Source organism: Pseudoduganella flava, assembly GCF_007830495.1.
GTDB classification, from domain to species: domain Bacteria; phylum Pseudomonadota; class Gammaproteobacteria; order Burkholderiales; family Burkholderiaceae_D; genus Rugamonas; species Rugamonas flava.
The window spans coordinates 1-1,175 of record NZ_VLKW01000033.1; the positions used below are offsets into that span (position 1 = coordinate 1).

Consider the following 1,175-nt stretch of genomic DNA (forward strand, 5'->3'; position numbering starts at 1 on the left):
GAAGGGTGAAAGGGTTGCAATAAACTGGTGGCTGCGACTGTTTAATAAAAACACAGCACTCTGCAAACACGAAAGTGGACGTATAGGGTGTGACGCCTGCCCGGTGCTGGAAGATTAAATGATGGGGTGCAAGCTCTTGATTGAAGTCCCAGTAAACGGCGGCCGTAACTATAACGGTCCTAAGGTAGCGAAATTCCTTGTCGGGTAAGTTCCGACCTGCACGAATGGCGTAACGATGGCCACACTGTCTCCTCCCGAGACTCAGCGAAGTTGAAGTGTTTGTGATGATGCAATCTACCCGCGGCTAGACGGAAAGACCCCATGAACCTTTACTGTAGCTTTGCATTGGACTTTGAACCAATCTGTGTAGGATAGGTGGGAGGCTTTGAAGCGGGGACGCCAGTTCTCGTGGAGCCAACCTTGAAATACCACCCTGGTTTGTTTGAGGTTCTAACCTTGGCCCGTGATCCGGGTCGGGGACAGTGCATGGTAGGCAGTTTGACTGGGGCGGTCTCCTCCTAAAGTGTAACGGAGGAGTTCGAAGGTACGCTAGGTACGGTCGGACATCGTGCTAATAGTGCAATGGCATAAGCGTGCTTAACTGCGAGACCGACAAGTCGAGCAGGTACGAAAGTAGGACATAGTGATCCGGTGGTTCTGTATGGAAGGGCCATCGCTCAACGGATAAAAGGTACTCTGGGGATAACAGGCTGATTCCTCCCAAGAGTTCATATCGACGGGGGAGTTTGGCACCTCGATGTCGGCTCATCACATCCTGGGGCTGTAGCCGGTCCCAAGGGTATGGCTGTTCGCCATTTAAAGTGGTACGTGAGCTGGGTTTAAAACGTCGTGAGACAGTTTGGTCCCTATCTGCCGTGGGCGTTGGAAATTTGAAGGGGGCTGCTCCTAGTACGAGAGGACCGGAGTGGACGAACCTCTGGTGTACCGGTTGTCACGCCAGTGGCATTGCCGGGTAGCTAAGTTCGGAAGAGATAACCGCTGAAAGCATCTAAGCGGGAAACTTGCCTTAAGATGAGATTTCCCGGAGCCTTGAGCTCCTTGAAGGGTCGTTCGAGACCAGGACGTTGATAGGTCAGGTGTGGAAGTGCAGTAATGCATTAAGCTAACTGATACTAATTGCCCGTACGGCTTGTCCCTATAACCTTGACGGTTAT

The 1,175-nt window shown here is 51.9% G+C and carries 1 rRNA gene; it reads left to right on the forward strand.

Annotated elements, in window-relative coordinates:
- Positions 1–1,158, forward strand: a 23S ribosomal RNA gene (locus tag IP92_RS29810); the annotation flags it as partial.
- Positions 1,159–1,175 lie beyond the last annotated feature (17 nt).